Origin of the sequence: Paraburkholderia sp. CNPSo 3272 (genome assembly GCF_024206495.1) — a bacterium.
GTDB lineage: Bacteria > Pseudomonadota > Gammaproteobacteria > Burkholderiales > Burkholderiaceae > Paraburkholderia.
Map to the genome: position 1 here is coordinate 120,904 of NZ_JAMBPQ010000003.1, position 24,239 is coordinate 145,142.

The 24,239-nt window shown below is 65.2% G+C and carries 21 protein-coding genes; 8 read left to right on the forward strand and 13 right to left on the reverse strand.

The window, feature by feature from the left end; all coding sequences use genetic code 11:
• Positions 1 to 33: 33 nt before the first annotated feature.
• The 6 genes from M3I53_RS04965 to gcvA form a co-directional block, all read right to left on the reverse strand.
• Positions 34 to 1,866, reverse strand: a complete 1,833-nt coding sequence (locus M3I53_RS04965) for an SLC13 family permease (RefSeq protein ID WP_254314850.1) — start codon at positions 1,864 to 1,866, stop codon at positions 34 to 36.
• A 148-nt stretch (positions 1,867 to 2,014) separates the two neighbouring features.
• Positions 2,015 to 3,124 carry a GGDEF domain-containing protein gene (locus tag M3I53_RS04970; RefSeq protein WP_254314851.1) on the reverse strand — a complete coding sequence of 370 codons (1,110 nt, stop codon included), beginning with the start codon at positions 3,122 to 3,124 and terminating at the stop codon, positions 2,015 to 2,017.
• Positions 3,125 to 3,302: 178 nt separating this feature from the next.
• The gene (locus tag M3I53_RS04975) at positions 3,303 to 3,593 is read right to left on the reverse strand and encodes a hypothetical protein (RefSeq protein ID WP_254314852.1); all 291 of its coding nucleotides are present in this window, start codon (positions 3,591 to 3,593) and stop codon (positions 3,303 to 3,305) included.
• Positions 3,594 to 4,061: 468 nt separating this feature from the next.
• Positions 4,062 to 5,327: an MFS transporter gene (locus M3I53_RS04980; RefSeq protein ID WP_254314853.1), complete on the reverse strand. Its 1,266-nt coding sequence runs from the start codon at positions 5,325 to 5,327 to the stop codon at positions 4,062 to 4,064.
• A gap of 384 nt (positions 5,328 to 5,711) precedes the next feature.
• Positions 5,712 to 6,086, reverse strand: coding sequence for a BON domain-containing protein (locus M3I53_RS04985; protein ID WP_254314854.1), 375 nt, complete (start codon positions 6,084 to 6,086; stop codon positions 5,712 to 5,714).
• A gap of 471 nt (positions 6,087 to 6,557) precedes the next feature.
• Positions 6,558 to 7,448, reverse strand: coding sequence for a transcriptional regulator GcvA (gene gcvA / locus M3I53_RS04990; RefSeq protein WP_254315099.1), 891 nt, complete (start codon positions 7,446 to 7,448; stop codon positions 6,558 to 6,560).
• A 108-nt stretch (positions 7,449 to 7,556) separates the two neighbouring features.
• On the opposite strand from gcvA, the gene M3I53_RS04995 reads away from it, so the two are divergent.
• The 3 genes from M3I53_RS04995 (at position 7,557) to M3I53_RS05005 (ending at position 9,859) form a co-directional block, all read left to right on the forward strand.
• Positions 7,557 to 8,399 (forward strand): EamA family transporter, encoded by an 843-nt coding sequence (locus M3I53_RS04995; RefSeq protein ID WP_254314855.1) that lies wholly within the window; start codon positions 7,557 to 7,559, stop codon positions 8,397 to 8,399.
• Positions 8,400 to 8,488: 89 nt separating this feature from the next.
• Positions 8,489 to 9,382 (forward strand): alpha/beta fold hydrolase, encoded by an 894-nt coding sequence (locus M3I53_RS05000; protein ID WP_254314857.1) that lies wholly within the window; start codon positions 8,489 to 8,491, stop codon positions 9,380 to 9,382.
• Between the two features lie 6 nt (positions 9,383 to 9,388).
• A complete protein-coding gene (locus tag M3I53_RS05005; protein ID WP_254314858.1) occupies positions 9,389 to 9,859 on the forward strand; it encodes a GFA family protein in 471 nt (156 codons plus the stop codon).
• A 107-nt stretch (positions 9,860 to 9,966) separates the two neighbouring features.
• On the opposite strand, the gene M3I53_RS05010 is transcribed toward M3I53_RS05005, so the two are convergent.
• Genes M3I53_RS05010 through fae form a run of 3 tightly spaced genes read right to left on the reverse strand, consistent with a single transcriptional unit; the run spans position 9,967 to position 12,988 of the window.
• Positions 9,967 to 11,421 (reverse strand): NAD-dependent succinate-semialdehyde dehydrogenase, encoded by a 1,455-nt coding sequence (locus M3I53_RS05010; RefSeq protein ID WP_254314860.1) that lies wholly within the window; start codon positions 11,419 to 11,421, stop codon positions 9,967 to 9,969.
• Positions 11,418 to 12,437 (reverse strand): aldo/keto reductase, encoded by a 1,020-nt coding sequence (locus tag M3I53_RS05015; protein ID WP_254314862.1) that lies wholly within the window; start codon positions 12,435 to 12,437, stop codon positions 11,418 to 11,420. Before M3I53_RS05015 ends, M3I53_RS05010 begins: the two co-directional genes overlap by 4 nt.
• A 29-nt stretch (positions 12,438 to 12,466) precedes the next feature.
• Positions 12,467 to 12,988, reverse strand: a complete 522-nt coding sequence (gene fae / locus M3I53_RS05020; RefSeq protein ID WP_254314863.1) for a formaldehyde-activating enzyme — start codon at positions 12,986 to 12,988, stop codon at positions 12,467 to 12,469.
• A gap of 285 nt (positions 12,989 to 13,273) precedes the next feature.
• On the opposite strand from fae, the gene M3I53_RS05025 reads away from it, so the two are divergent.
• From M3I53_RS05025 to M3I53_RS05045, 5 genes are all read left to right on the forward strand, one after another.
• Positions 13,274 to 14,311 carry an ABC transporter substrate-binding protein gene (locus M3I53_RS05025; protein WP_254314864.1) on the forward strand — a complete coding sequence of 346 codons (1,038 nt, stop codon included), beginning with the start codon at positions 13,274 to 13,276 and terminating at the stop codon, positions 14,309 to 14,311.
• Between the two features lie 60 nt (positions 14,312 to 14,371).
• Positions 14,372 to 15,337, forward strand: coding sequence for a proline/glycine betaine ABC transporter permease (locus M3I53_RS05030; protein WP_254314865.1), 966 nt, complete (start codon positions 14,372 to 14,374; stop codon positions 15,335 to 15,337).
• Between the two features lie 189 nt (positions 15,338 to 15,526).
• The gene (locus M3I53_RS05035; protein ID WP_254314866.1) at positions 15,527 to 16,249 is read left to right on the forward strand and encodes a betaine/proline/choline family ABC transporter ATP-binding protein; all 723 of its coding nucleotides are present in this window, start codon (positions 15,527 to 15,529) and stop codon (positions 16,247 to 16,249) included.
• A 10-nt stretch (positions 16,250 to 16,259) separates the two neighbouring features.
• Positions 16,260 to 17,432: an MFS transporter gene (locus M3I53_RS05040; protein ID WP_254314868.1), complete on the forward strand. Its 1,173-nt coding sequence runs from the start codon at positions 16,260 to 16,262 to the stop codon at positions 17,430 to 17,432.
• Positions 17,433 to 17,522: 90 nt separating this feature from the next.
• Positions 17,523 to 18,401 carry a LysR substrate-binding domain-containing protein gene (locus M3I53_RS05045; protein ID WP_254315100.1) on the forward strand — a complete coding sequence of 293 codons (879 nt, stop codon included), beginning with the start codon at positions 17,523 to 17,525 and terminating at the stop codon, positions 18,399 to 18,401.
• Here M3I53_RS05045 and M3I53_RS05050 read toward each other — a convergent pair.
• The 4 genes from M3I53_RS05050 to aldA form a co-directional block, all read right to left on the reverse strand.
• Positions 18,374 to 20,050, reverse strand: a complete 1,677-nt coding sequence (locus tag M3I53_RS05050; RefSeq protein WP_254314869.1) for a GMC family oxidoreductase — start codon at positions 20,048 to 20,050, stop codon at positions 18,374 to 18,376. The genes M3I53_RS05045 and M3I53_RS05050 overlap by 28 nt on opposite strands.
• A 17-nt stretch (positions 20,051 to 20,067) precedes the next feature.
• Complete coding sequence (locus M3I53_RS05055; RefSeq protein ID WP_254314870.1) at positions 20,068 to 21,285, reverse strand: mandelate racemase/muconate lactonizing enzyme family protein; 1,218 nt, start codon at positions 21,283 to 21,285, stop codon at positions 20,068 to 20,070.
• 13 nt (positions 21,286 to 21,298) lie between these two features.
• Positions 21,299 to 22,588 (reverse strand): nitrate/nitrite transporter, encoded by a 1,290-nt coding sequence (locus M3I53_RS05060; RefSeq protein WP_254315101.1) that lies wholly within the window; start codon positions 22,586 to 22,588, stop codon positions 21,299 to 21,301.
• 146 nt (positions 22,589 to 22,734) lie between these two features.
• Complete coding sequence (gene aldA, locus M3I53_RS05065; protein ID WP_254314872.1) at positions 22,735 to 24,156, reverse strand: aldehyde dehydrogenase; 1,422 nt, start codon at positions 24,154 to 24,156, stop codon at positions 22,735 to 22,737.
• Positions 24,157 to 24,239 lie beyond the last annotated feature (83 nt).

A 24,239-nucleotide genomic window follows, 5' to 3' on the forward strand; every position in this document is an offset into this window, starting at 1 on the left:
GCCTCGCGAACGGGTGGCCGCACTTTCCCCGCGCTAACGCGGAAAAACCGGCCAGATGAGCGGTACCAGCATTACGGAGATCACGAGCGCCCCGAGGGCAGCCGGCGAGCCCACCATGAAAAATTCCCGGAACCGATAGCCGCCAGCCGTGCTGACGAGCGCATTCACGGGCGTCGAGATCGGCGACATGTAGGCCGCCGACGCGGCAACCGCCGTCGTCATCGCGAACGGATACGGCGACGCATGCAGGTGCGCCGCCATCGCGAGCACCACGGGCGCCATCAGCACCGCCGTCGCGGTGCCGGAAATCACGGTGCCGATCACGAGTGTCAGCAGGAAGACGGCGCCCAGCAAGCCATGCGCCCCCCAGTTGCCTGCCACGCGCAGCACGGCGTCGGCGGCAATGTCGATGCCGCCCGTGCGCTGCAGCGCGATGGAAAACGGCAGCATGCCCACGATCAATACGAGGCTGCGCCAGTGAATCGCGCGATACGCGCTGTCGAGGCTCATGCAACCGGACGCGCCCATCAGCAGACACCCGATCAGGCCGGCGAGCACGTTCGGCACGCGCGGCGTGAGCATCATCGCGATGACGAGCGCCATGATGGCGAGGGCGTGCAGCGCCTTGTGCGGCACCGGCACGTAGGCGTCGCTTTCGACCGGCATGGCGAGACACACGATGTCGCGCTCAACCGCCTGCATCGAGAAGATGTCGATCCACGGCCCCACCACCAGCAGCGTGTCGCCCACCTTGAGCTGCGTGGCCTGCAGATCCTGCTCGAGCGCGGCGTCGGCGCGGCGCAGGCCGACGACCGTCACGCCGTGCCGGCGCAACGCGGCGGAACTGCGCGCGACATTGCCCACGAGCGACGAGTCCGGCGGCACGATGACTTCGGCCATGCCCACATCGTGAGTCTGGTCGGTGAAATATGCGCCCGACATGCGGCGCACCGCGAGCGCATGGCGCGCGCAAAACGCCTGCACGTCGAAACTCGCGGACTCCACGTCGAGCAGCAGCACGTCGCCGGGCGCGATGCTGCTGTCCGCGGTCGCGGGCAGCACCGTCGCGCCCATGCGCGTGCGCCGCTCGATCGCGACGACGTGCGCCACCGGGTCGTCGTCGAGCCCAGTGTGGCCGAGCGTCTGCCCCAGGAGCGGCGAATTCGCGCCGACTTCCAGGCGAAAGGCACGCCCTTCGAGCGAATAGCGCGCGACCCAGTCGTTCACCGAAGGACGCGTGGTCGCCTCCGCGCCACCCGTGCCGGTCAGAAAGCGCCTGGCGAACAGCATCCAGCCGATGCTCGCGGCGAGAATCGGCACGCCCAGCGGCGTGATGGCGAAGAAACTGAAGGGCCGGTAGCCGCGATAGACGAGCGCGCTGTTGATGACCAGATTCGGCGTGGTGGCGACGAGCGTCAGCATGCCGCTCGTGAGCGCGGCCATGCCGACCGGCATGAGCATGCGTGCGCGCGACACGCCCGACTGGCGTGCGATGCGAATGACGATGGGAATGAAGATCGCGACGACGGCCGTCGAGCTCATGACCGAGCCCATGACGCCGACGATGACCATGATCAGCACGACGAGGCGGCGCTCGTTGGAGCCGCCGCGCTCGATCAGATAGTCGCCCACGCGCTGGGCGATGCCCGTGCGCGCAAGCGCGTCGCCGAGCACGAAGAGGGCCGCGATGAGGACAATGTTCGGGTCCGAGAAGCCGGCCAGCGCCTCGTTGACCGTCACGATGCCCGAGAGCGACAGCGCGACGATCATGATGAGCGCCACCGCGTCCGAGCGGGGCCGGCCGATCAGGAACATCGCGATCGCGCAGGCCAGACAGGCAACGGTCATCAAAAGGTCGGTAGACACGATTTCGCTTTGCCTGCTCAACGGGCCTCGGAAACCACTGCTACCGCAAATAGTGCCGGATTTTGAAAACTTACGTTTCAGCGCGGCCTTGGACCGTCATGGCCGCGACGACGCCGTTTTTATGCAACGTTTGTGAACGTCGAGGCCTTCACGCCTCCAGCAGCGAAACGCGGTTGCGCCCTTGGTGCTTGGCCCGGTACATGGCCTGATCGGCTTGGTCGAGCAGCGAGCGCGCCAGCGCTTCGGGACTCGCGGCACCGGCATTCGTCGCGCTATTCAGCCGATACGCCGCCACGCCGATCGACACGCTGAGCGCAATGCGCTCGCCCTCGTCGTCGAGCACTTCGAGCGCCTCGACCGCATGCCGGATGCGCTCCGCGACGGCCAGCGCGTCGGGCAGCTCGCACATCAGCAACGCGACGAACTCTTCGCCGCCATAGCGCGACACGGTGTCCCCCACGCGCACCTGCTGCTTCAGGCAGGTGCCGATGGCGCTCAGTGCGAGGTCGCCGGTTGCGTGGCCGTGCGTGTCGTTGATCTGTTTGAAATGATCGATGTCGATGAAGAGGCACGACATGGGCGCCGCGTGCGAACTCGCGCGCCGGATCTCGTGATGCAGGCGCTCGTCGAAATAGCGGCGGTTCGACAGACCCGTGAGCGGGTCGGTCACGCCGGTCTTGCGCAGATGCTCGCGGTGAGCGACGTTGTCGAGACTCGCGGCCGCAACGCGGCTGAAGCGCGCGAGCAGATCGGTGCCCATACTGGCGTCGAAGCGCGCGGAATCATCGCTTGCGAGGCACAGATAGCCGAGTAGTTGCGCGCGGTTCAGGAGCGGCAACACGATCGCGCTGCCGATCGCGGTCCGCGCGCCGAAGAAGGTGTCGCTCACCGCGGGCTCGAGATCGCTCAGTTCGCTCACGCGGCCAAGCCACGGCTGGTTTCCCGCGCACAGGCGCGCCAGCGCGAGGCCGCCCTGGAGCCCCGAGCGCAGGTTCGCTTCAAGGTCGGCGCGCCCGCAGTCGGCTTCGAGCAGGTCGCGCAGCAGCGGCGTGCGCACGTCGAGCCAGAGGCCGGCGCAAGCCAGCCGGAACACCTCGGGCAGGTAGACGAATATCCCTTCAAGAAAGGCACACCAGTCGTGCGCACCGATCAGGCGCAGTTCCACGTCCTGGAACGACTTCGATGCGCGCTCGTTCCGCTGGACGGTTTCGATTAGCGCAGCAAGATCCAGTGAAGGCTGAGTCCCGGGATGTGTCACGATGCATCGAGAATATTCCGAAGCCTGCTATTACGGCAGCTTGGGGACAGACTTGAGCGTCACTTGAGCGTCGAACGACGACACCCGCGCTCCGGCGGCCTGTTCCCGCGCGGTCGGGATAAAAGAAAAGACCGCTGTCCGCCAGGGCAGCGGTCCTGCTTACGGGAACAGCCTGCTGTTATTTGGCCGGAGACCCGGTAGACGGCGTCGCCAGCGTGTTGTTGCCACCATAAGCGGGGGCGACCGGCGTTGCGCTATTGTTCGCGCCCGAGTTCGGCGACGGGGCGCCCGTGCCGCTCTCCGTGCCGGCGGCGCCTGGCGTGCCGTAGCCGCTCCCTGCATTGTTATTGGCAGCGGCGGGCGACACAACGCCGGGGGTCGCCAGCGTATTGTTGCTCTGTGCATACGCACCGCCAGACAGCATGAGTGCGGCGACGGCCGCGATGAATGTGCTGGTTGTCTTGCTCATGACACGCTCCTCCATTGATTGGACTGGAATTCCGGCACAAACGACTCGCGATATTTCTCATTGGGCGGTCGTTATATGCGGCTCACGACGATCAAAAATCGCGTAACTGTTCGCAGCGGTACAAATAAAGCAAACCCCTGCCAGTTGATAACGAGTTTAGGAAAGCGAGCGCGGATAATTAAGCGCATTGTGCGCAACGATTTATTTCGTTTTTTGGCAATTACCCGTAATGACGTAATGGATTTCGCGGCCGCGAATCCGGACGCTGCGCGGTTCGACATGCGGTCCGCCGATTTGATCTGGCATTTTCGCAGGCCTCTCTTTTTGGCGCCGTGATTAAAATCCGGCTCAGCGATTTACACCGCATTTTGCGAGACTGCGTTTTGCATCGCTATTCCATAAACTTCGTCGCCCTCATTGCGGCACAAATAGTCGGCCTGCGCGATTTTCGCTGTATGCGCATCGAGGTCATGATTCGTCTCTAGGTTGGCATGCGGCCCGTAGCGTGCCGGCAAAGCAAAACCAAAGCGCGATAGACCCCGCCGAGACGGCGCCGAGCGCGAGAAACGCGCCTGCATAGCCGAATTGCTGCGCGAGCGTCCCGCCCAGCAGAGGACTTAGCGCGGCGCCCACGCCCTGCGCGGTTGCGACCGCGCCTTGCGAGACATTGACGCGTCCCGTGCCTTCCATGAGCCGAACGACGAGCGCCGGCACGGCAACGCTCTGCAGCCCGGCGCCGACGCCGTCGAGAATCTGGACGGGCCAGACGCCCGCTCCGTTCATGACCATCGCCGCCAGCACGCCGCGCACCGGCAACGCGCACCATGAAGCCAGCAACACCCACCAGTAGCCGTACTGCTGGATCAGCCGCGGCGCTAGCCACGCTGCGCCGACCATGACGCATTGCGCGATAACGATGGTTTGCGCAGTAAAGGCGCTGGGATTGCCGCGATGTGCGGCCACTACGCCCATGCCATAGAGCGGCAGCATGGCCGCATTGCCGAGGTGAAAGAGCGCGAGCGAAGCCCCGAGAAGCGCGATCGGCCGGTTGGCGAAGAGCGAGCGCAGCCGGCCCGGCTCCGGTGGCGCCGATCCCTCCCGCCCGCCGCCCACTGCCGGTCTTGTGCATGGCTCGCTTCCCTGCGAACCATCCCGTTCGCTATCGAGCCCGCGCGCGCTGGCGTAGTCGATAGCATGCGCCGGTATCAGCAGCACGCAGACGACCGCAAGCGCGGCGAAGAGCCCGGTCAGCGCGAAGACTGCAGCGAATCCGTAACGCCAGCCAAACCACCCGGCCAGTGCCGCGCCGACAACGTTGCCTGCGTGATTCGCCACCTGGTTGCGCCCGAACTGCCGGTCGAACCCGCTCGCGCGCACGATGCCGAGCGTAACGCCCGCAAGCGCCGGCAACAGGACCGACCCGCCCACGGCGGCCGCGATCTGCGACACCGCCACGCCCACATAGGTGCGCGTGTACAAGAGCGCGAGCGACGCCAGCGCCGTGGCGACCGTTGCCGCGACGATCAATGCGCGCTTGGATCGCGTCGAATCGACGAACGCGCCAGCCAGCGGCGTGGCTACCATCGCGGCGAGCCCGGCTAGCGTCATGACCGAGCCGATCTCGTCGGTGCGCCAGCCCAGGCCAAGCAGGAACACGCCGATAAAAGGTCCGATGCCCGCCTGCACGTCAGCCATGAAGAAGCTCAGTGCTTCGAGCGCGAGGAGAGATTGCATGGCTGGTTGGGTGGCGTCGGCTATCTCCGCTGCCCGCTGGAGGATTCGACGCCAGAGTTCAAGGGACCTGCGAGCGGAGCGTCAGCAATCCGCAGGCCCGCTGCGGCTGCCGGGAAATTCTCGCGTCCCGACGAGCGACCTCCTGGCATCCTCCCCTTGGATATTTCGACTGGTATCGAAATAGGAAAACGAACCGGACGAACGCCGCTCTGGCGGCTTTCGCGCACGAGTCGAGACTCGTGCCGCGTGCTGCGCACCGGCACCGGACAATGGATTGCCGAGGCCGTCTCGACCGCAGATAAAGCCCGCAGGATGATCCCGCGGAACTGTCTTCAGGCTTTGGCGCATGCGCCCGGCCGGGCGCAAGGCCGGGTTAAGCGAGGATCAGGACTCGTTCGGACGCAGGGTCAGCGCGTTCTTGACCGATGTGACGCCTTGCACGCCCGTGGCGACTTCGGTGGCGTGTTCGATCTGCGACTGCTCCGGCACCGAGCCTTGAAGGACGATGGCGCCGTCACGCGCGCGCACGGTGATCCTGGCAACGTCGATCTTCTTGTCCTTGGCGAGAGCGGTGCGGACCTTGCGGCTGAGCGCGCGATTAGCGGCCTTGGCCTGCTTCGATTGCGCCTTAGACGGCGCGGCCTGTTGCTCCGCAGCGGCAGTCGCGCCGCTAGCCGCGTCGCCCTGTGCATAGGCATGCAAAGACGCGGCCACGAGAGCCGTCGCTGCGGCCAGCTTGAATACCTGAATAGCCTTCATGGAATTTCTCCTGTTGTCACAGTCTTGTTGTGGGCCCACGAGCGGGCCGGTGCACTACACCATTCACGACTAAGCACTCGCGCGCCGAAAACGGCGCTCGACGCCATGCCGCATTTTTCGGCGACATCGCATCCATTCGCGCGAGCGCGCGGCAAATTATAAGAATGAAAGGAACGGCGCAGGTCGGAGAAAATGCGGCCGAATCATTAGCTTGATATCGATCCCGTCATGGAGTAGGCGCACCGTTCGTGACCAGAGGTTTGTGGTCACATCGCCCGCTCCCCCAATTGCATCCGTCAACGATCGAACGGCTTCGATGCGCGCTTTCCGGGTTGGAAGAGAAATGGAGCGCGTGTACGGTCGCGCGTGGGCGGCAATATTCTGCCGGGCGTCGCATTATTACGACGCCGATTCTGCCGTGGGATCAACGCGATGACCGGCTTCCTCTTGCATTGCGCAGCGCATCCGCGTTCACGAACCTGCTCCCTCGCGTTCGAGCCACGAACGGAACAACGCGACCCGTTCATCGCCGGACTTCTCGTCCGCCACGTAAGTGCAATAGCTGCGCGACGGCAGACGTGGACCCGCGAACGGTGCGACGAGCCGGCCGGCGGCAAGGTCGTCGGCGACCAGCGCGGTGGGCCCCATCGCAATGCCGATTCCGTCGATGGCGGCCTGCAAGGTCAGAAAGAAGTGGTCGAAGGTCAACGCGGCGGCCGGCCTCAGCTCGGGAATCTGCGCGCTCGCCAGCCAGTCGGGCCAAAGCCGCGGAAGACTCGAGGTGTGCAACAGCGTGTACTCTCGCAAGTCGCCAGGCGAGCGCAGCGGCATGCGCTTTAAAAGCGTAGGACTACAGACCGGAAGCCGTTCCTCGGGCAAGAACGGCAGCATCGAATAGCCGTAGAAGGTGTCCGGGCCGCCCCGGATGACGAGATCATAGTCGTCCTTCAGACTCTCCAGCGGCTCGTTCGACGTTTCCACCTTGACGTCGATGCCGGGATGCCCGGCGCGGAATTTAGCCAGCCTCGGCACCAGCCAGCGCAGCGTGAATGTCGCGGGCGCATTGACGGACAGAGTTCGGGAAACCGTTTGTGGCGCGCCGTATCTGGCGGTGGCCTGCGAGAGCTGTTCGAACAACGGGCCGATTTCCGCCAGATAGCTCTTCGCGGCCGGCGTCAGCTCCACGCGACGGTTGTGCCGCTCGAAGAGCGACGCGCCAAGCCACTCCTCGAGCAAGCGCATTTGCTGGCTCACTGCACCGGGTGTCACGTGCAGCTCCGTGGCGGCGTCCTTGAAACTGCCGAGCCGCCCCGCGGCCTCGAAGGCTCGCAGGGCATTGAGTGGGGGCAACACCGGCTTCATTCGAAAGAGTTTATCTAACGTGATCACGCAATCTATCTGGTTTGTTGCCGCATCACAAGATAGATATCCTTCTTGATAGACCATTCATGCACCCTTGCCCGCACCCTCATGCTCAGTTATACCGGCGGTATCGTGCTGTTCGCCGCGCTGCTCCACGCGAGCTGGAACGCGATGCTCCACGGCAACCGCGACCGGTTTTTCTCCATGGCGTGGATGAGCATCACCATCGGGCTGGTCGCCACGCTCGTCATCGTGTCCGTCCCCTCGCCGGCTCGCGCTTCGTGGCCCTACATCGCCGCGTCGGGTCTCGTGCATGTCTTCTACAACGTGAGTCTCGTGCGGTCGTATCGCCGCAACGACCTGGCGCTCGCGTACCCGATCGCACGAGGCTCGTCGCCGCTGCTCGTCACGCTCGGCGCGGCACTGTTCGCGCATGAAGCGATCGGCCCGTTGCACGGTCTCGGGATCGTGATGATTTCGGGAGGCATCATCGCGATCGCGCTGCAGGGGCGTCACGTGTCGCGCGCGGGTGCGCTGGCCGCGTTGACGACCGGTGCAACGATCGCGCTCTATACCGTGATCGACGGCATCGGCGTGCGCCTGTCCGACGGTCAGCCGCTCAGCTACACCGCATGGATGTTCCTGTCGTATTGGACGATGCCGGTGCTGTTCGTCGCGCGGCGCGGCTCCGCGGCGCTATGGACGCCGGTGCGCGCCGAGCCGCTGTCGATCGGCTCATCGGTGGCCGGCGGCCTCGTGTCGATCGGGGCGTATGGCATCGTGATCTGGGCGCTGCAGGCGGGCGCGATGGGCGCAATATCGGCGTTGCGCGAGACTAGCGTGGTGTTCGCGGTGCTGATCGGGCGGATGTTTTTGCGGGAAGCAGTGAGTGGAACGCGCTGGCTCGCCTGCGTGGTCGTCGCGGCCGGTGCGGTTTGTCTCGGGCTCTGAGATGATTTCACGCACGCCGTTTACTACCCGTTACTACCCGTGCAGCATCACGCAACTGAGCACGCAACTTGAGTTCGAAGGAGCGCCCCATGCTTAACCATATCGAAACCGAACTGCTCGACATCGCCTATGACGAACAGGGCGATGCGAACGGGTGGCCGGTCGTCTTGCTGCACGGCTTTCCCTATGACATCCGCGCGTACGACGAGGTGACGCCACGCCTCATATCAGAGGGCGCCCGTGTCATCGTCCCCTACCTGCGTGGATACGGCCCAACGCGCTTTCTTTCGCCCACGACACTGCGCTCGGGCCAGCAGGCGGCGCTCGGCGCGGACCTGCTCGCGCTGCTCGATGCCCTGCGGATCGAGCGCGCCATCCTCGGCGGATACGACTGGGGCGGCCGGGCGGCATGTATCGTGGCGGCGCTCTACCCGTCGAGAGCCAGGGGTCTGGTATCGGTCAACGGCTACAACATCCAGGATATCGCCGCTGCCGCACAGCCGGCCGACCCCGAAAAGGAACACCGCATGTGGTACCAGTACTACCTGCATGGCGAGCGCGGTCGCGCTGGGTTGACTGAAAAACGGCGCGCGTTCTGCCGTCTCCTGTGGTCGCTCTGGTCGCCGACCTGGCGCTTCGACGACGACCTCTACGCGCGCACGGCCGCGTCGTTCGACAATCCCGATTTCGTCGACGTGGTGGTCCACTCTTACCGTCACCGCTTCGGACTGGTCGAAGGCGATCCCCGCTTCGACGACATCGAGCGCCGCCTCGCCGCCACGCCGGCGATCATCGTGCCCACGATCACGCTCGACGGAGACGCCGACGGCGTTCAGCCGCCCGGCGCACGAGAAACCGGTTCGAAGCGTTTCAGCGGACGCCATGAGAACCGCATCGTGCCGAATGCAGGCCACAACCTTCCGCAGGAGGCGCCAGCAATATTCGCCGCAGCGGTTCTCGACATCAACGCGTGGGCCGGGTGACGTCGCATGATTGCGCAAAACGCTTTTATCCGCACAGGAGAAACCGACGACATGGTGGGCGATACGAATCAACGGGCAGGCCAGTGCCATTGCGGCGCAGTGCGTTTCGTGGCGACGCTCAGCGACGGCTTCAACTCGATCCGCCGCTGCAACTGCTCTTACTGCCGCATGCGAGGCGCGGTCATCGTCGCGGCCGAAATGGGTGGGATCGAATTCCTGCAGGGCGAGGAGATGCTAACGAGCTACCGCTTCAACACCGGCGCGGCGCAGCACTTCTTCTGTTCTCGCTGCGGCATCGCCACCCATCTTCAACGGCGCTCGAACCCGAACCTGTATGGCGTGAACGTGGCTTGCCTCGACGGAGTCGGCCCGTTCGATTTCGCCGAGGTCCCTGTCATGGACGGCGTGAATCATCCGAACGACACCGGCGGGCAGGCGCGCCTGGCAGGCACATTGCGCTTCATCGCGGCAGACTGAGGCCGCAAACCCCTTCGCTCGTTCACGTGAAGGCTCAAAAAAAGCCGCCGCACTTTCGCGCGGCGGCTTTCGCCACAAGGTGGCAGGCGTGGCAACAGCAAGGAAATTCAGCCAAGCCCGCCCATCATCAGGTACTTCGTTTCGAGGTACTCGTCGAGCCCGTACTTCGAGCCTTCGCGACCGAGCCCCGACTCCTTCACGCCGCCAAAAGGCGCGACTTCCGTCGAGATAATGCCCTCGTTGATGCCGACCATGCCACTTTCCAGCGCGCCCGCCACGCGCCACACGCGGCCAATGTCGCGTGCGTAGAAGTAGGCGGACAGGCCGAAGTCGGTATCGTTCGCCGCCTGGATCGCTTCTTCCTCGGTCTCGAAGCGGAACACCGCGGCGACGGGGCCGAACGTCTCCTCGTGCGCGAGCATCATGCCGCCGTGCGCGCCCGTGATGACCGTGGGCTCGTAAAACGTGCCGCCCAGCGCATGCGCGTGGCCGCCGCACGCAAGGGCGCCGCCCTTCTCGAGGGCATCGCTCACATGCGCCTCGACCTTGCGTAACGCCGCGCCGTTGATGAGCGGCCCTTGCGTGGCGCCCGGCTCCATGCCGCCCGACACGCGCAACGCGCGCACGGCCGCCACCAGCTTCTCGACGAAGGCGTCGTGTACGCCGGCCTGTACGTAGAAGCGGTTCACGCACACGCAGGTCTGCCCCGTGTTGCGGAATTTCGAGGCCATCGCGCCTTCCACGGCGGCATCGAGATCGGCGTCGTCGAACACGATGAAGGGCGCGTTGCCGCCCAGTTCGAGCGACACCTTCTTCACCGTATCGGCGGCAGCGCGCATGAGCAGCTTGCCCACGCGCGTCGAACCCGTGAACGAGATCTTGCGCACGGCCTTCGAGGCCATGAGCGTATCGCCGATCGCCGGAGCATCGCCCGAAACGACGTTGAACACGCCGCGCGCAATGCCCGCCTCGACCGCCAGTTCGGCGAGCGCGAGCGCCGAAAGCGGCGTCTCTTCCGAAGGCTTGAGCACCATCGTGCAACCCGCTGCGAGCGCCGGGCCGGCCTTGCGGGTGACCATGGCGAGCGGGAAATTCCACGGCGTGATCGCACCGACCACGCCCACGGGCTCCTTCGTCACGACAATGCGCGCGCCCTTCTTCGGCGCTGGGATCACGTCGCCGTAGGCGCGTCGCGCTTCCTCCGCGAACCACGTGAGAAAGCTCGCCGCGTACGCCACTTCGCCCAGCGATTCTGCGTACGGCTTCCCCTGCTCGGCCGTCATGATGCGCGCGAGGTCTTCGCGATGCAGGTGCATCAGCTCGCCCCAGCGGCGCACCTTCGCGCTGCGCTCCGCCGCCGTGGCGTCGCGCCATGCGGAGAATGCGTGCGAGGCCGCCGCCACGGCCTGCAGCGCCTCGCGCGCACCGGCGCGGGCCACTTGCGCGAGCGGCGCGCCGGTGGCCGGGTCGATGATCGGGTAGGTCGCTTCGCTCGCCACCCATTCGCCGTCGATGAAGCTCGAGGTGCGCCACAGGCGCGCTTCCTTGATTCCGTCGATCATGCTGCTATCTCCAGGCGGCGCGCCGCGCGCGGCACGCGCGGAATGCGCGCGCTCACGTAGTCGTTGATGACGTCGCACGGCGTGTAGTTGCGCTCGAGTTCGTAAAGCTCGTCCCCGCTCAGTTGCGTGTCGAGCGCGGCGAGTGCGCTTTCGAACTGCGCGACGGTGTCCGCGCCCACGAGCATCGACGAGATGCCCGCGCGCCCCAGCACCCAGGCCTGCGCGATCTGCGCGGACGACACGCCGCGCGCCCCCGCGACTTCGGCCACCGAACGCGCGATATCGCGCGAGGCTTCGTCGTCGTACATCTGCACGGTGAAGAAGTCGGTCTGATTGCGCACCGACTTCGCATCGCCGGAAAGGAGGCCGCGCGCGAGCGGGCTGAACACCGATACGCCCACGCCCTGATCCTGGCAGAACGGAATCATCTCGCGCTCTTCCTCGCGATACGCGCAGTTCAGCTGCAGCTGCATATTGATCGGTCGTGCGAAGTTATAGCGCTCGCACGCCTGCAGAATCTTGGCGAACTGCCACGTGAACATCGTCGACACGCCGATATAGCGCGCCTTGCCCGCGCGCACGATGTCGTTGAGCGCGTCCATGGTTTCTTCCACCGGCGTATTCACGTCGAAGTAGTGCAGCATGTAAACATCGACGTAATCGGTTTGCAGCCGGCGCAGCGAGCCGTCGATGCCTTCCATGATGTGCTTGCGCGAGTGGCCCTGGTTGTTCGCGCCATTGCCGATCGGATAGCCGACCTTGGTCGTGAGCACGAGTTCGTCGCGCTTCGCAAGCCGCCGCACGATGCGCCCCACCACTTCCTCGCCCACGCCGGTCGAATAAAAGTCGGCGAGGTCGATGAAGTTCACGCCCGCTTCGAGCGCGCGGCGCACGATTGGCTCGCTCTGCTCTTCGTTGTAGATCCAGGGCTTCCATTCCGGCGTGCCCATGTTCATCGTGCCGAGGCACAGGCGCGACACCTTCAGGCCGGAGCGGCCAAGTTGCACGTATTGCATCGTAGTCACCTGTAACGATTGGGCGCGGCTCAGGCCGCCTTGGCCTTCGGCGTATAGAACGGATTGCTGATCTGATCCTTGATCTTCGCGATGTCGTCGAGCAACGGCAGCCCGTTGATCGCGGCGCGAATGGCCGTTTTACAGGCCATGTAATTGTTCTCGTACACGGCGTCGAGGTCGTCGCACGACCAGTTCACCCAGTTCGCCGTGACGATGCACCATTCGTTCTCCGCTTGCGGCGGCAGCGTGCCGTCGAGCATCGCTTCCGTCACCGCCTTCGCGATGGCCGCCTGCGAGGCGCCCCACGTGGCGTTGCCGTGCAGGTCGCCGCGAATGTCGGCCTTGTTCACGTAGAGCGTGGCGGGCTTGACCGGCACGTTGGGCTGCGCCACCACCATGAACGGCACGTGCCCTTGCGAAGGCGAGGACAGGCTGTTCGTAAACGCCTGCCCCACCGGGCCGTTGCGCGGGCCGATCATGACGTTGATGTGGGCAGCGTTTACGCCTGGTCCAGCGAAACCTTCGCCGATATAGACTTGCAGGTCTTTCATGTTTGACTCCGTCTCCTGTGTACATGAGTTCGAATTTGGCCAGACGCATTCCAGCACACGCCGCAACCACCCAAAAGCTATGAAATCTCATGGGGGCATGACGCGCAGTCATCGCTCTCGCGTGCGTCATTCGCGTGATGAAAGTGGCATGAGATCAGGTAATGCATCGATGACTATTCGTTGCTTCGCAACCCGAAATGCCACGGCTAGACTCTGGTCGGACTGATTCGAAAAGCGACGGCCCCACGCTGGCCCGCGCATACAATTCCAATCACTGGAGACGACATGAGACGTATCACGCTGGCAGGCGTGCGTATTGCCGCCGCCCTCGCGCTGACCTGCGCGGCCACGAGCAGCTTTGCAGCCCCCGGCTGGTGCCAGGCGGGCAAAACGGTGAAGCTCGCACAAATCACCTGGGAAAGCGGCGCGCTGATGACCGAAATGGTGCGCACGGTGCTAGAGAAGGGTTACGGCTGCAAGACCGAAGTCGTGCCCGGCGCCACGGCCGCCACCGAAACGGCGCTCACGAAAAACGACCTGCAGGTGTGGGCCGAGCACTGGACGGGCCGCAGCCCCATCGTCGCGCGCGGCTTGAAAGACGGCAGCGTGAAGCTCGTGGGCGAACTGATTCCCGGCGGCGACAAGGAAGGCTGGTACGTCCCCGACTATGTAATAAACGGCGACGCGAAGCGCGGCATCAAACCCATGGCGCCGCAACTTCGCTCCGTCGCGCAACTGCCGCAGTACAAATCCCTCTTCACGGACGACGAAGAACCGGGTAAAGGCCGCTTCTACAACTGCCCCGCCGGCTGGGATTGCGAGCGTTTCAACAACCGCCTGCTCACGGCCTACAAGCTCGGCGACGACTACACGAACTTCCGCCCCGGCACCGGCGGCGCGCTCGACGCGGCGATCGCCTCGGCCTACGAGCGCGGCAAGCCCATTCTGTTCTACTACTGGCAGCCCGCCGGCCTGATGGCGAAGTACCACTTCGTGCAGCTCGAGGGCGCGCCGTACTCCGACGCCTGCTGGGACACCGTCGCCGATCCGAAGGGCGCGCCGTGCGCCTCCGCGTTCAAGGTCTCGCATCTGAAGGTCGCGGTCGCCACGCCGTTCTATGACGCCGAGCCCGACGCCGTCGCGTTCTTCGGCAAGGTGAGCTTGCCGCTCACGCTCGACGAACAACTGGTCCAGCAGATGCACGACAAGAAGCTCGACGCCTCCACGGTCGCGCACACGTTCTTCGAGCAGCATCCGGAAATCTGGAAGCGATGGGTCACGCCGGAAGTCGCGGCGCGCGTACAGGCCGGCCTGCACACATAAGCAACGGCACTGTCCGCACGACGGTACGCATCACATGACACACGCAGAATGAGGCTCACCATGGGATCTCCCTTTCTTCACCTCTCGATCGCCGACTGGGTCAACGATCAGGTCGCCGCGTTCGTGCAGCGCTACGGCGACGCGTTCCACAACTTCAGCGTGCTCATGCTGCGCGACCTGCTCGTGCCGCTCGAAAGCCTGCTGCGGGCCACGCCGCCCGTCGTCGTGCTCGCCGCCGTGGGCCTGCTCGGCTGGCATGCCTCGCGGCGCATCCGCGTGGCGCTGCTGTTCGTCGTGCTGCTCTGGCTGATCGGCTGCTTCGGGCTGTGGGACAAGCTCATGCAGACCTTCGCGCTGATGGTCGTCGCCACGCTCATTTCGGTCGTGCTCGGCGTGCCGCTCGGCATTCTCGCGGCTTCGAGCAGCGGGCTGCGCCGCGTGCTGCTGCCGGTGCTCGACATCATGCAGACGCTGCCGAGCTTCGTGTACCTGATTCCGGTGCTCATGCTGTTCGGCCTCGGCAAGGTGCCCGCCATTCTCGCCACGGTCGTCTATGCGCTGCCGCCGCTCATTCGTCTGACCGACCTCGGCATCCGCCACGTGGATGCGGAAATCGTCGAAGCCGCGCGCGCGTTCGGCACCACGCGCATGCAACTGCTGTTTGGCGTGCAGTTGCCGCTCGCGCGGCCGAGCATCATGGCCGGTATCAACCAGACCACGATGATGGCGCTTTCGATGGTCGTGATCGCCTCGATGATCGGCTCGCGCGGTCTTGGCGAAGACGTGCTCGCAGGCATTCAGACGCTCGACGTGGGCAAGGGCACGCAAGCGGGCGTCGCCATCGTGATTCTCGCGATCGTGATCGACCGCATCAGCCAGGGCTACGGCCAGGGGCGGCGCACACGCGGCCTCGCGCGCAAATCGAAGCAGCCCTCGCGCATTCCGTTTCGCCGTGTTCGCGAACAGGAAAGCACAAGCGCCGACGCGGCCGGCAGCAGCGACCTGACGAGCCAACCGGCCAAGTAACGAACGGGAACGCAAAAGCGCCGGCACAATGGTGGAGACCCGGCCGGCGCATCCAGCATACGCAATGAGCATGGAATGAGGTAACGATCATGAGCGGCATCGAAGTCAAGAACGTCTACAAGATCTTCGGCACGCGGAAGCAGCCAACGCGCGCTCGAACTGCTGCGCGGCGGCGCCGGCAAGGCCGAGGTGCTCGAGAAGACGCGCTGCAACGTAGGCCTGAACGACGTGAGCCTGTCGATCGGCTCGGGCCAGATCTTCGTGATCATGGGCCTGTCGGGATCGGGCAAGTCCACGCTGGTGCGCCACTTCAACCGGCTCATCGAGCCGACCGTAGGCGAGATCCTCATCGACGGCAAGGACGTGCTCAAGCTCTCCGACAACGGGCTGCGCGATCTGCGCCGCTACGGCGTGAGCATGGTGTTCCAGAGCTTCGGACTCCTGCCTCACCAGACGGTGCTCAACAATGCTGCCTATGCGCTGGCCACGCGCGGCGAAAAGAAAGCGGCGGCGCACGCGAGCGCGCGCGAATGGCTCGGCAAAGTGGGCCTCGCGGGTTATGCGGACCACTATCCCGACGAGCTTTCGGGCGGCATGCGCCAGCGCGTGGGCCTCGCCCGCGCGCTGGCCGCGAACACCGACGTGCTGCTGATGGACGAAGCGTTCTCCGCGCTCGACCCGCTCATCCGCACCGAGATGCAGGACCAGCTGCTCGAACTCCAGGCCACGCTCAAGAAGACCATCGTGTTCATCACGCACGACCTCGACGAGGCGCTGCGCATCGGCAATCAGATCGCGATCCTGCGCGACGGCCGGCTCATCCAGTGCGGCACGCCCGACGACATCCTGCACCGCCCCGCCGACGACTACGTGCGGCGCTTCGTCGAGCGCCGCGCCGGGACGACGCACTAAGCCGCCGTACATGCGGGCGCTCTTCGGCCTGCTGGGCGGCTATACGATCCTCGTTTGCGGGAACAGCCTCCTCACGACGCTGATCTCGCTGCGCATGCTGCAAGGCGAGCGCACCGCGCTCGACGTCGGCCTCGTGCAATCGTGCTATTACGTCGGCTTTATCGTCGGCGCGCTGGGACTCGGCCCGATCGTCGGGCGCATCGGGCCGCAGCGCGCCTTCATCGGCTTTGGCGCGCTCGCCGCGCTCGCGGCGCTCGGCTATCTCTCCTTCGATTCCCCTGACATTTGGGCCGTGCTGCGGCTCATCACCGGTTTCAGCATGGTCGGCGTGTTCACCTCGATAGAAAGCGGCGTAAACAGCGCCGTGCCGAACGAACGGCGCGGGCGCGCGTTCGCGTTTTATCTCGTGCTCACGTATCTCGGCGTGAGCGCCGGCCAATTCCTGCTCGGTGTGGGCGCGCCCGGCGGCATCTTCGAGCATGCGCTCGTGAACGGCTTGTTCGTGACCGCGCTCATCCCGGTGGCGTTGATCGGCGAGTGGCAGTCGGCCGGAGCCGCGCCGCCCGCGCCTGCGGCCACGGCGCCGGCTTCCGCGCTCGCCACGCCGAAGCGCCCCACGCTGCTGCTCGACGGCCTGCGCGAACTGCACCGCGTCGCGCCGCGCAGCGTGCCGGCATGCATCGGCGCGGGGCTGCTCTCCAGCGCGTTCTATGCGCTCACGCCGGTGTATCTCGCGCGCATCGGTTATCCGGCTAGCGGGATTTCGCGCGCCATGGGCGTCGTGCTGATCGGCGCGCTGCTTTCGCAATGGCCCGTGGGGCGGCTCTCCGACCGCCTCGGACGGCGCACTACGCTCGGCCTGATCTCGCTCGTCTCCGCGTGCGCGGCCGCGGCGCTTGCGATCCTGCGCGCACCGGTTCTCGTCGATGCGATCCTTTTTCTCTATGTCGCGCTCACCTTCACGCTCTACGGCGTGATCGTCTCCGACGTGAACGACCGAGTCGATCAGGCGCGGCGCGTGCAGACCAGCGCGACGCTGCTGCTCGTCTTCTCGCTCGGCGGCGCGGCCGGACCCACCGTCGCTTCGCTGTTCATGCGTCTTCTGGGGGCGGGCGGGCTCTATGTGTTCGCGCTCGTCGTCACGCTCGCACTCGCCGCGCTCTCACGCTCGCGGGCTGTCTGAATGGCGGTGCGGGCCGGTATACTGCGTCGTTTGCAGGAGGCGTCGTTTTGACATGGCGCCCGGAGCGAGGAGACGACCTTGAAGCGAAAGATGCCGGCGCTGAACGCCCTGAAGGCGTTCGAGGCGGCAGGCACGAGCGGCAGCTTCACCCGCGCCGCCGAGCAGCTGAACGTGACGCAGAGCGGGGTGAGCCGCCAGGTGCGCCAGCTCGAAGAACAGCTCGGCGAGGCGCTGCTCGAGCGCCATCACCACCGGCTCGAACTGACCGACGCCGGGCGTGCGCTGCTGCGCACGCTCCAGCAGTCGTTCGACCGCATCGAAGTGACGGTGCGCACGATCCAGCAGAAGAGCGACCTCAACCGCCTGCGCGTGAACGCGCCGCCCACCTTCGCGAGCCGCTGGCTCGTGCCGCGCCTCACGCGCCTGCAGGCGCGCCATCCCGAACTCGAACTGAGCCTCACCACGCATCTGCAGGACAGTCTCGCCGATTCGACGGCGCTAGACTGCGCGATCCGCTTTGGCGACGGCGAATGGGAAGGCCTCGACAGCTCGCTGCTGATGCACGAATCGCACATCGCAGTGTGCGCGCCCGCGCTGCTCGCGCAAGGGCCCATCGATCTCACGCGGCACACTTTGCTGCACGTGCTCGCGGGCGACAACCAGCGCTATCTCACCTGGCGGCACTGGCTCGACGCGGCGCGCATCGAAGACGTGGACACCTCGGGCGGCTACGAATTCGACTTGCTCGATCATGCGATCCGCGCGGCCATCGAAGGGCTCGGCGTGACGATGGCCGACCGCCACATGATCGAGCACGAGTTGGCCCAGGGCCTGCTCGCGCCCGTGCGTGACATCCACGTGGACGGCCGCCAGTCATACTGGTTCGTGGTGCGGCCCGAACAGAAGGCTTCGAAGCCGCTCCGGCTTTTCCGGCAATGGCTTCAGGACGAAGTTGCGGCCATGCGCTGACGGCTCTGCTCGATGGCCTTTGCGGCGATGGCGTGATCGGCGTCTTCCAGAATCATGTCCGCGCCCTTTTCTGCGACCATCATCGTCGGCGCATTGGTATTGCCCGATGTGATATTCGGGAAGATCGACGCATCCACCACGCGCAGGCCTTCGATGCCATGCACGCGCAGGCGCGCATCCACCACTGAGGTGCGCGCGTCCGGCCCCATCGCGCAAGTACCGCACAGGTGATAGATCGAACCGCTTTGCTCGCGGAAGAACTTGAGCATGCTCGCGTCGTCGGTCACTTCGCCGGCGGGCGTCACCTCGGCTTCGGTGATGCCCTGCAATGCGCGCGCCGTCATCAGCTTGCGCACGAGGCGGCTGCCCGCAATCGCCTCGTCGCGGTCTTTCTGGGTCGAGAGATAGTTGCCGCGAATTTTTGGCGCGTCTTCGACGTTCGCCGAAGCGATCTCCACCGAGCCGCGGCTCGTGGGCCGGCAAGGATTGAAGCAGACGAGAAAGCCCGAGTACGGCTCCGGCGTGAGCTGCGCCCGATCCGACTTCGGAATCCGATACGAAAGCGGATTGAAGTACACCTGCATGTTCGGGTGCGCCTCGTCCTGGCTCGTGCGGAAGAAACCGCCCGACTGGTTTACGCTCATCGAGAACGGGCCCTTGCGCTGAAGTACGTATTGCAGTCCGAACTTCAGCTTGCCCATCCAGCTACTGAATGAATCGTTGAGCGTCTTCACGCGCGAGCGATAGTAGAAGCTCACGCACAGATGGTCCTGCAGGTTCTGGCCCACCGCAGGCAGTTCATGCACCACGTCGATGCCGTGCTTCGCGAGGAGTTCGCGCGGGCCCACGCCCGATAGCTGCAAGAGCTTGGGCGAATCGACCGCGCCGGCCGCGACGATGACCTCGCGGTTCGCCTGAAACGTGCGCTTTACGCCTTGCTGCACGATCTCAACGCCGATGGCGCGTTTTTGAGCCTCGTCGAACAGCACACGCGTGGCGCGCGCATGATGCTCGATCTTCAGGTTCGAGCGCTGCCCCGCGCGATGCAGGTAGGCCACGCTGCTCGAATCGCGCTTGCCGTCGCGCGTATTCACATCGTAGATGCCCACGCCTTCGAGCCGCGCGCCGTTGAAGTCGTCGTTGCGCTCGTAGCCGAGCTGCGTGCAGCCTTCGACGAAGGTGCGGCAAACCGGATGCGCGCCCTCCTTCATCGGCGTGATGCGCACCGGGCCGTTCGCGCCGTGCCAGGGCGTGTCGCCGAGCGGATGCGATTCGAGCTTGCGGAAGTACGGCAGCACTTCCTGGTACGACCAGCCCGCATTGCCCGCCGCGGCCCAGTCGTCGTAGTCGCGCGCGGCGCCGCGCACGTAGATCATGGCGTTGATCGCGCCCGAGCCGCCCTGCACCTTCCCGCGCGGCGCGTAGATCTGCCGGCCGGCAAGCTCAGGCTCCGGCTCGCTGTAGTACATCCAGTTGTACTGCTTGTTGTAGTACAGCTTGGCGAACCCTATCGGGATCTTGAACCAGAGCGAATCGTCGGGTCCGCCCGCTTCGAGCAGCAGCACCGAATGACGTCCGGAAGCGGAGAGCCGTTCCGCGAGAATGCAGCCCGCCGAACCGGCGCCGGCGATGATGTAGTCGTAGTTCATCTGCGTGCTCCGTCAGGTCAGCCGCGTGCGGGCGAGGTATCGCGGACGTCGGCGGGCTGGCTCGCCATCTGCAGATGCAGACGCTTGCCCGTATAAGGCGAGTGCGCGCGCACGACGTCCATGTCGAGTTCGACGCCAAGGCCCGGTGCCTTCGAGGGAATGATGTAGCCGTCTTCCCACTGAATCGGCTGCTTGAGCACCTGCGCGTGGAAACCATCCCACGTGCCGATGCTTTCCTGAATCAGGAAGTTCGGCGTGCAGGCCGCAAGCTGAATGCTCGCCGCCGCGCCAATCGGCCCGTTGTAGAGATGCGGCGCGATCTGCGCGTAGTGCACTTCGGCGAGCGTCGCGATCTTCTTCGCTTCGAGCAGGCCGCCCACGCGCGCTACGTTCAGTTGCAGGATCGACGCGCCGCCCGCCTGCAGCAGCTTGTGAAATTCGTATTTGGTGGTGAGGCGCTCGCCCGTGGCAATGGGAATTGACGTGTGCTTCGCGACATTGGCGATGGCCTCTTCCTGGCCAGGCGGCACCGGCTCCTCGAACCAAAGCGGGTCGTATTTCTCGAGCCGCTTCGCAAGCCGGATGGCCGAAGACGGCACCATCTGGCCATGTGTGCCGAACAGCAGATCAGCCTTGCTTCCCACCGCTTCACGCACCTTGCGGCAGAACGTTTCGCAACGGTCGAGCACTTCGAGCGAGAGCTGATGCCCCGACCAGGCCGTGTACGGGCCCGCGGGGTCGAACTTGACCGCGGTAAACCCGCGCTTCACGTTCTCGGCAGCGCATTCGGCGGCGAGATCGGGGTCGTCGTAATCGTATTCGCCTTGCGCGTTCTTCGGGTACAGGTAGGTGTACGAACGAAGCCGCTCGTTCACCATGCCCCCGAGCAGTTCGTATACGGGCTTGTCCGCCGCCTTGCCGATGATGTCCCAGCATGCCATTTCGAGGCCGCTCACGATGCCCATCATCGTGAGGTCCGGGCGCTGTGTAAAGCCGCTCGAATAGGCCTCGCGGAACAGGCGCTCGACGCGGTGCGGATCGTGGTCCAGCAGATAGCGCGTGAAGACGTCTTCGATCGCGCTCACCATCACGTCGGGATGGAACGTGGCGGCGTAGATTTCGCCCACGCCTTCGATGCCGCAATCGGTTTTCAGCGTAACGAAGATCCAGTACATGCCGCCGAGGTGCGGAGGCGGCACCGCGACGACGTTCGTTTCAATTGCAACGACTTTCATGGTTCAGGCTGTTTCAGGCAGGTTTGGAGTGGGTCATGCGCTTGAGCACGAGCGCGGCGATACCGCCGAGCGTGCCAATGGCGGCGACATAGGCGAAATAGATCTGGTAGCCGAGCATGCCCGCGTAGTGCTCGGTGATATAGCCGTTCACGAGGGGCAGGAAGATGTCCGACGAATAGCCGATCAGCGAAACGAGCCCGATGGCGAGGCCAGTGATGCGCATGGGGATCGCGCAGTAGTCGAGCAGCGTCCAGTAGAGGCCGCGAATCGCGTAGGTCATGAGACCGATGAACAGCACCACCGCGCCGAGCAGCGCCATGTTGCGCAGCGCGGGCAGCAGGATCAGACCGATCAGGCCCGCGACGGCCAGGAACAGCGCCCAGATCAGCACGCGCAGGTTCGACAGGCGGTCGCCGAGAAAGCCGCCGCCAATGCCCCCGATAGGACGCATCCAGAGCTTCGCGGTGGTGACCATGCCGGCCGCCACGACGGTCATATGCATCTCGCCCTGCTGGAGATACGCGGAGAAGCTGTAGGTCGCCCAGAAGATCTGATAGCCGCAGAACACCACGGCCGCCATCAGCCAGAGCTGGGGAATCGCGGCGAGCGTCGCGAGATCGCGCCACAGCGAACCGTTCGCATTCGCCTCGACCGGCTTGCGTTCGGCCTGCGCGGGCGCGGGGTCCTTGAAGAAGCTCATCAACGCACCGAGCGCGATACACGTGAAGGAATACATATAGATCACGTGGCGCAGGGCCGCCGCTTCGCCGCGTCCCGCGCCGGTTGCGGCAGCGAAGAGCGCGAGCGCGGCGGTGGCGAGCAGCGCTTCGACGAGCCCGCGTCCGCCGTCGAGCAGCCCGAAGAAGCGGCCTTGTTCGTTCGCCCCCGCGATCATGCGCACGCGTTTGAGCACGGACGCCCAGAACGTGAGGCCGGTCGTGACGCCCCAAAGGCAGAAGATCACGAGCAGCGCATGGAACGAGGGCGCGGTGGAGTACCAGAGGCCTAGCGCCCCGGTGCCGATGAGCGAAAAGCAGATCAACAGGCGCGGCGCGACGCGGTCGGCGAGCCAGCCGCTCGGCAGATAGGAAACGAAGAATACGATGCCGAGCACCGAGTAGAGATAGCCGAGTTGGGCGTTGTCGATATGCAGGACATCGAGCATCGTGGTCTGGTAGACCTGACGCAGATACAGCAGCGGATAGATGCCGCCCGCGGCGAGCACGAGCAGCAGCAGCTGCACGTAGCGCTGCATGGAGCCCGCTGCGGCGGGCGTGAGCGATGCGGTTTCGGCGCGCGGCATCGCCGGCGCATTGGGCTTTCCGAGGAACTTCTGCAAGATTGTCTCCTGCCGGCACGCGGGCGGTTGCCCGCGCGAGGCGTCTTTTCTTTATCTGCGGCGCCCGGTTCGAGGGCGCCGTTACAACGATTAATCAGTATCTCGAACGATCAGAACGGCATCACGACGAGGCGTGTCTGCGTGAATTCGAGCATCCCGTGCTTGCCGTCGTCGCCGCCGAGGCCCGAGCGCTTCCAGCCGGCGTGATAGCCCTGATACGGGTCCGCAGGCGTGCGGTTCACGTACAGTTCGCCGGCTTCGATCTCGTTCGCGACACGCAGGGTCGAGCGGTAGCGCTCCGTAAAGAGCACCGACGAAAGGCCGAACTGGTGGTCGTTGGCCATGCGCAGCGCGTCGTCGAGCGTCTCGTACGCAAGCACCGGCAGCACCGGGCCGAAGATCTCTTCCTGCACGATCTCCATGTCCTGGCGGCAATGCGTGAGCAATGTAGGCGGATAGAAGTGGCCCTTGCCTTCGGGCACGTAACCGCCCGTTTCGAGCTTCGCGCCTTCGGCCAGCGCGCGCTCGACCATCGCGTGGATCGCTGTGCGTGCGCTCGCGCTCACGAGCGGACCCATGCGGGTCGCGTCTTCGGCGCGGTCGCCGAAGCGCACGGCGCTCATCTTCTCGCGCAGCAGCGCGACGAAGCGGTCATGCACCGAAGCGTGCACGTACACGCGTTCGATCGCCGTGCAAAGCTGGCCGCAGTGCGTGGTTTTCGAGCGCACGATGGCCGTTGCGGCCGCTTCGAGATCGGCGTCGTCCTCGATGATCGCTGGCGTCTTGCCGCCCAGTTCCAGCGAGGGCTTGGCGATGTTTTCCTTGCAGTAATCGAGCACCTTGCGGCCAGCGCTCACGCTGCCCGTGAGCGTGATCATGCCGACGTCCGCGTGCGTGCAGAGCACGGCAGCGGTGTCGTGGTCCATGGCGAGCACGTTGAAAATGCCCGCCGGCAATTCTGCTTCCTGCGCCGCGCGCGCCACTTCGAACGCCGAGCACGGCGTGTTGTTGCTCGGGCGCACGACCACCGCATTACCCGTGATGAGCGCCGGCGCGACCTTGCGCAGCAGCGTGTACACGGGGAAGTTGAACGGAATCAGGCACGCGGCCACGCCGATCGGCTCGCGCATGAGAATGAGGTTTTCGTTCGCGCTGTCGCTCGGAATCACCTCGCCTTCGATGCGGCGCGCCCACTGCGCGTGGTAGCGCAGGATTTCGGCGGCGTACTGGGCTTCGGCGGTTGCGTCCGCGACGCTCTTGCCCGACTCGGCGGCAAGCGCCGCGCCGATCTTCGGCGCGCGCGCCACGATCGCGTCCGCGAAACGGTTCAGGATCGCGCCGCGTTCAGCGGCGGGCAACTTGCGCCAGGCGCGCTGCGCGGCCTTGGCCGCCACGACCGCGCGAACCGCGTCAGCGGCGCTCGCGGCGCTCACATGACCGATCGCGTCGCCGGTTGCGGGGTTATGGACAGCGATCTGCGGCCCTTCGGCGCCGACGAACTGCCCATTGATGAAATTGAGGTCTGATCGCATGGATTGCTGCCGGTTTGGCGTCGCCGCCGCTTCGTGAGAAAGGGCAGTATCCGTGCGGCATCGGGACGCCACAAACGATTAAT